Origin of the sequence: Dolichospermum sp. FACHB-1250 (assembly GCF_014696335.1) — a bacterium.
GTDB classification, from domain to species: domain Bacteria; phylum Cyanobacteriota; class Cyanobacteriia; order Cyanobacteriales; family Nostocaceae; genus Dolichospermum; species Dolichospermum planctonicum.
Genome location: NZ_JACJPZ010000099.1, coordinates 1 through 6138, shown reverse-complemented (window position 1 = coordinate 6138; position 6138 = coordinate 1). Strand labels below are relative to the sequence as shown.

Here is a 6138-nt window from a genome sequence, read left to right as displayed (position 1 = left end):
TTCCTCAATATGGGCTGCAACTATTTTTTCTCGGAGATCCACTGAATATGCTTTCATGACAGTATTATCTTTATTATTACTAACTGTACCTCATAACTTCGGAAACTGCTGTATTTTATTTTATGTTTTATGACTTACGCAAAATATCTCTAAAACCTTCGGTTGTCAATTGCCCGTTACCATTATTTATTTAAATTCCTGTGGTTGAACAACAAAATCAAGAACCAGAAATTCCTTACTTAACACGCACCCAAGTTTTAGTAGCAATGGGTGTAACAGCGATTATTCTTTGGATAGTTGCTAAGTTATGGTTACATTGGAGCAATATCATCCTCTTCAAATGGCACTGGCACGAACAAGACTTATTATTAGGAATCGGTTTAGGTCTAATCATTACCATATTAAGTAGTTTAGCTTATCGCTTTCTCCCTAATTACCGTAAAAGTGCGGATTATTATCTAGAAATGGTTCTCAAACCTCTAGCAATGCCCGATTTAATCTGGCTAGGATTATTACCAGGTTTAAGTGAAGAATTATTATTTCGAGGTGTAATGTTACCAGCTTTGGGCGCGGATCATCTAGCTGTAATAGTATCTAGTCTTTGTTTTGGAGTCTTACACCTTAGTGGTCCTCAACAATGGCCTTATGTAATTTGGGCGACTCTCATTGGTGTAATTTTAGGTTATAGTGCTTTACTGAGTGGTAACTTGTTATTACCAATAGTTGCTCATATTGTGACAAATCTACTTTCTAGCTATTTATGGAAAATTAAAAATCCTTAGATACAAATGTCGGGATTTTTTTATTTTTTAATCTTTAAACGAAAGATCCCACCAATAATACTGAAGCAGCTTATTGGTGGAACTTACGGTAGTTTAGTTAAGAGTTGTTCTCAAAGTAAAAACAAGTAAAAATCTGGTCTTTTCTTAAAAATCATCAAGAAACTGACCAATACGACTGATTACAGGGTCTACCTCTTGAGGTTCAGGTTCAGGTTCATTATGTTCAGGTTCAGATTCAGGTTGAGGAGGAATATAAGTAGGTGGTTGCTGACTCAGAATGGTTGTTAACTTTGCAACTTGTTGAGTAAGTTGCAACATTTGACTTTCTATGGCATCCAAACGACGAGACTCCTTAACAAAAAAACGTTCCTCAAAACTAGCTATTTGCAATTGCATCTCACTGATTTTCTGTTCAATCGTGGTTATATTTGCTGTTTTAGAAGCTGGTTGTACAGATTCCGGTAAGAAAACTTTCCATAGGGCCTCTTTACATAGGTCACTGAAAGTTTTCTCTGGTTGCGCCTCTAAGTAGTTTTCCACCTGCGCTAACAAGCTCTCATCAGCAATTTCTGGATTGAACGTAACGGATTTAACTACCTTTTTTGACCATTGGAACATTAGTTTTATTATTTAGTAGGGCGAACAGCAGCGGATGCTTGCACTTCTCCGTAAATATATTGACCCAAAGCATTAGCTTGTCGAGAAGGTGCAGCCAAGTAAGCATTGATTTTAGCCTCTTTGAGTAGACGTTGGACATCTTCCCAGAAAAACTCTCCACCGCCACCTGTAATAATTACATCTGTGACCCGTTCTGGTAGCCAAGCTAACACACGAGCGCAAATTTCTCGTGAAAACTGCTCTATCAGGTTAGGGAGAAAATCATCTAGATTAGTAGGTTTACTAGCACCTTGAGGACGGTAAAAGCGATTGCCCTTGGATTTATTAACCGCAGAAATCAATGCTAAAGATTGACTATCAGCATTTTCTATTTCCGCAGCTACCAATTCATAAAACTTGCTCATCCCAAAGTCTTCACTCTTAGAAGCCCCTCTAGCAAACCGGAAATTGTCCACCATGAGCATATCAATGGTTTGGTGGCCAATATCTACAATCCCCACTGACATTTTCGTAAAATCGGGAACTCCTGTTCCTTTATTAGGTTGAGTTTCTGACCACAGCAAACTACCATATCCTTCAGGCATAATCCAGACTTTGCTAATCTTCAAAGATAAAGATTCACCTCGGAAATTCAATACATGAGGTCCTTCTACCAAACTAGTTAACTGTGCCTTTTCTTTTTCAAATTGTTCCAAAGACAAGAAGGGTAGACCCAGAACCACAGAAATTTCATCTTTAAGCTTAAAGTAGCCGGCACAGGACAAGACTTTGATCAGTGCGTCCTCAACCTTAGATTGGCCTACGCCAAGATTTGCGCCAAAATCTGCGGCTAATTGCCCTACAGCATAGCCACTACCTTGATACTCTAACCACAAATCCATCAGTGGGTCAGTTGCCTTAGCCTCAAACACACCGCCACGAATTTCAGCAACACTCATCTGCTTCACATTAGCAGGAATGAAGGCTACACTGCCCGGTTCACGGCTGACACAAGTCTTTGTGGAGGTTCTGCCTAAATCAACGCTGAGAATGGTTTTACCCCCAACATTAGTTGGCTTTAAAGAATTCATTGGTGTGGCTGCCGCTGGGCGGTTCATGGGAATGGCAGCGGCATTTATGGGATTAGCTGCGGAGGGTTGGTCTGTCATGAAAGCTCCTCTGTAAAAAGTTATCATGCTCATCTTACAAAAAGGTGAGCTACAAAAAATTTTAGATTGGGTTAAGTGTAACTAGAAATACGTCTAAATTGATAATGGGCAATGGTCAATTTTCGATGATTTAGCATTTTTTATGGCATTTATAACCAGATGTCAAGCTTTTATTCCCGATTTGCTGTTTTTACGCTTGTATTGAGTTGCCAAGAAATAAACAGTATAGTAGTCCTTTTAATTTCTAAAATTACCCGCAGAAGATTGTTTACATAACTCCGCTTTTGTGAGAGTGGGAGAAAAAACCGTTAATTCCCCCACTGCTAGTTGGGGCTAAATGGTTGATTTGACATACCTCCTCGTCTTTTTATGAGCGAGGATTCCTTGACACTTCACTGACCGGTGCTACCGAAAAGTAGTCTGATCCGGTCTGGAGTGTCCGTTTATAGTCTCCCAATGCCCTGTGGCGACTATACCTAGTTTACTATAAAGCCGTCCTAGAAGGACGGGGCTTGTATCCGATTTTTTTCGGTCAAAGATTGGACTCTCGATTCTGAAGACCATTCTAATGGATTCCAGACTCTTTCCTCTAAAGCCATTTGCTCAATTAAACTAGCCAATCGCAGAGCTTTGAGAGCTTGTTCACCACCAACAGAAGGTTGATTGCCACCACGGACACAGTTGATAAAATGCTCTAACTCCGCACTCAGAGGCTGAATATTAGTGGTATAAACCTTTTCGATTAAACCATCTTGTCTATATAGGACTTTTTGCTGATCGATCAGGGGGTTGACAGGGGTTTGCCTATGTACCAAAATTTCATTATTGAGAAAATCTGCTTCTGTAAATGAATTTTTACAATGGGCCACCAGACGGCGAATTTTTCGGTGGGTAACCTTGCTGGCTGTAAGAGTGGCAACAACTCCATTGGCAAAGCCCAAGGTCGCGGTTACATAATCTAAATAACCTGAGTCTAAGGAACGAGTTCCACTAGCCGTTAATTTCACCACTGGTGATGCGGCTAATTCTAGCAGTAAATCAATGTCATGGATCATTAAATCCAGCACTACGGAAACATCACTCCCCCGCGCTGAGTAAGGACTCATGCGGTGCGATTCTAAAGCCAAAACTTCCTCGGTTTTGAGGACTTGACTTAGTTCTCTAAATGCGGGATTAAATCGCTCAATGTGACCAACTTGTAAAATACACTGAGATTCGGCAGCAGCATTCACTAGAGACTCGGCCTCAGAAATACTAGCCGCTATTGGTTTCTCAATTAAAACATGAATTCCCGCTAATAAACAGTTGATGCCCACGGGATAATGTAGCCTTGTAGGTACTGCAACACAAATTGCGTCTACATGGGGTAATAGGTCGCAGTAATTTTCAAAAAAACGAGCTTTGTATTTACTGGCCGTTTCTAACCCACGTTCAACGTTAATATCGGAAACCCCTACTAGTTCCACATCTTTCATGGAACTGAGAACGCGGGTATGATGTTGTCCCATGTTACCAACCCCAATCACACCTATACGGATATGATGCGGCTGGCTGCGCTGTGAATATAGATTTGGTTCTGACACTGATCTGCTATTTTGCACTATTGTTCTCTCCTCAACCACCAAATTTAGAGACTCTAAGGTTTTTAACCTTTATCTTTATACTTAAATGCCCGGTTTTATTTGTCTTTAACCATCCAGATGGTAACATAGTGATTGTCTTTATGAAGAATTTTAAAGTTTAGGTTCAGTTCCCGTCATCTGGATTGTATTTTAGGTCAATGGTTATTAATTTCCCGGTTTTATTCATCTCCTCAAAAAATTATGTGTTTTTTTGTTGACTTGATAAATTCCCTAATTTCTCAGTGAAAATTCTCGGATATGCCGTTAATCAATTAACTAATCAAATAAATGTCTGCTCTTGATCACAGTAATTTTATTTTTCTTTTGTAAGTATCTTAACTTATAAATAAGTAGTGGAAATTTAGATTATAATTTGCTGGAGGGTCTATAAAATTTCTGTTCTCCTACCGGGGAATTTTTGTACATATTTAATTTTTTGATTGCATTTTATTGATTTTCTGATTTTTTGAATGGAATTTGTGAAGGAATGGGTAATTGATCAAATTCTCCTCTATTTTCCCTACTTCTTGTTCTCCCCATTGCTGATTTTGATATGAAAGCTGTAATTCTATTATCCGGTGGCTTAGATTCTTCGACGGTTCTTTACCAAGCAAAGGCGGATGGTTGTCAATGCTATGCTATTTCTTTTGATTACCAACAACGACATCGAAAAGAATTAAATTCTGCTTTAATGCTTGCTAATACAGTCGGTGTAATTGAACATCAAGTAGTTAATTTTGATTTACGGCAATGGGGTGGTTCTGCACTGACAGATGATAAGATTAATTTACCTCAAGAGCGATCGCTGGCTGAAATGGCTGATCATATCCCTACCACCTATGTTCCTGCCCGGAATACGATCTTTTTAAGTTTTGCTTTGGGTTATGCCGAAGCGATCGCAGCGGAACGAGTATATATTGGGGTTAATGCCCTAGATTACTCTGGCTACCCAGACTGTCGTCCTGATTATATCCAAGCTATCCAGGAAGTTTTTCGCTTAGGAACAAAACAAGGACGTTCTGGAAAACCAATTAAAATTATCGCCCCGTTAATTGACTTAAAAAAAACAGAAATCATCCAACTTGGTAATCAATTGGGAGTGCCTTGGCATCTTACTTGGTCTTGCTATGCTGGTAATGATATTGCCTGTGGTGTCTGTGATTCCTGTCAATTGCGGTTAGCGGCTTTTGCTGAATTGGGGTTAAAAGATCCTGTTCTCTATGCTGGTGGTTAGGGAATAAACGGCTTCCGCTCCGCAATTCAGATTTTATACAAAGATGTTTATAATTTGATTTAATCATTGTTGAAAAGGGGTAATTCATCAATTACCCCAGCAGAATTAGGTAGTATTTAAGCAAATAGGAAATCACCTGCAAACAGGTTTAAATTCCCATTTGTCTGATAGCGAAGCGTGGCGTTAGCCATATCAGGATGTCCAGTATGAAAGGATTTACAGGATGAGGAGGGGATTTTATGATTATGTCAATGATTTAAAATGGTGCGTTACTCTTAAATAATTTAATATAGTTCTTCCTTATCAATATCAGGATAACATATTTAAAATCCTTTGTCAATACCTGAAAATTAAATTTTTCGCGGTTTTTTGGCGTTAATTGTTGCTTTGTGGGGTGATGTCAGAATCAGGATATCCAGGATGAAAGGATGTACAGGATGAAGATGGGGATTTTCTGATGATGTCAATGATTTAAAATGGTGCGTTATGCTATTATATGGCGAACTGCTTGCAGCAGCGCTTCGCTATCGCTATGCTACACATAAAGTCTTTACCTCAAGTACAGATATTATATTGCGGGGTGCGGGGTTATCTTCTTCATCCTCTTCTTCATACTCCCCACTCTCTAACTCTGTACTCCGCACTCCTTAATATAGCTCTTCCTTATCAAGATAAGGATAACATATTTCAAATCCTTTGTCAACACCTGAAAAGCAAATTTTTCGCGGTTTTTT

The 6138-nt window shown here is 39.1% G+C and carries 6 protein-coding genes; 3 read left to right on the top strand and 3 right to left on the bottom strand.

Annotated elements, in window-relative coordinates; genetic code table 11:
- Window positions 1-200 precede the first annotated feature (200 nt).
- Window positions 201-782, top strand: a complete 582-nt coding sequence (locus H6F39_RS19960; protein ID WP_137908924.1) for a CPBP family intramembrane glutamic endopeptidase — start codon at window positions 201-203, stop codon at window positions 780-782.
- Window positions 783-926: 144 nt separating this feature from the next.
- Here the strand turns inward: H6F39_RS19960 and H6F39_RS19955 are convergent, their stop codons facing one another.
- From H6F39_RS19955 to H6F39_RS19945, 3 genes are all read right to left on the bottom strand, one after another.
- Window positions 927-1400, bottom strand: coding sequence for a plasmid segregation centromere-binding protein ParR (locus H6F39_RS19955; protein ID WP_137908925.1), 474 nt, complete (start codon window positions 1398-1400; stop codon window positions 927-929).
- A gap of 8 nt (window positions 1401-1408) precedes the next feature.
- Window positions 1409-2548 (bottom strand): ParM/StbA family protein, encoded by a 1140-nt coding sequence (locus tag H6F39_RS19950; protein WP_190372176.1) that lies wholly within the window; start codon window positions 2546-2548, stop codon window positions 1409-1411.
- Window positions 2549-3045: 497 nt separating this feature from the next.
- Window positions 3046-4149, bottom strand: a complete 1104-nt coding sequence (locus tag H6F39_RS19945) for a Gfo/Idh/MocA family protein (RefSeq protein ID WP_137908927.1) — start codon at window positions 4147-4149, stop codon at window positions 3046-3048.
- 574 nt (window positions 4150-4723) lie between these two features.
- On the opposite strand from H6F39_RS19945, the gene queC reads away from it, so the two are divergent.
- A complete protein-coding gene (queC, locus tag H6F39_RS19940) occupies window positions 4724-5404 on the top strand; it encodes a 7-cyano-7-deazaguanine synthase QueC (RefSeq protein ID WP_137908928.1) in 681 nt (226 codons plus the stop codon).
- Window positions 5405-5890: 486 nt separating this feature from the next.
- Entirely contained in the window at window positions 5891-6055 is a 165-nt protein-coding gene (locus H6F39_RS19935) for a hypothetical protein (protein WP_190397287.1), read from the top strand.
- Window positions 6056-6138 lie beyond the last annotated feature (83 nt).

Excerpts from the sequence above, each read along its gene's own strand:
- H6F39_RS19955 (WP_137908925.1), bottom strand. The coding sequence starts at position 1,400 with ATGTTCCAATGGTCAAAAAAGGTAGTTAAATCCGTTACGTTCAATCCA.
- H6F39_RS19950 (WP_190372176.1), bottom strand. The coding sequence starts at position 2,548 with ATGACAGACCAACCCTCCGCAGCTAATCCCATAAATGCCGCTGCCATT.
- queC (WP_137908928.1), top strand. The coding sequence starts at position 4,724 with ATGAAAGCTGTAATTCTATTATCCGGTGGCTTAGATTCTTCGACGGTT.
- H6F39_RS19935 (WP_190397287.1), top strand. The coding sequence starts at position 5,891 with ATGCTATTATATGGCGAACTGCTTGCAGCAGCGCTTCGCTATCGCTAT.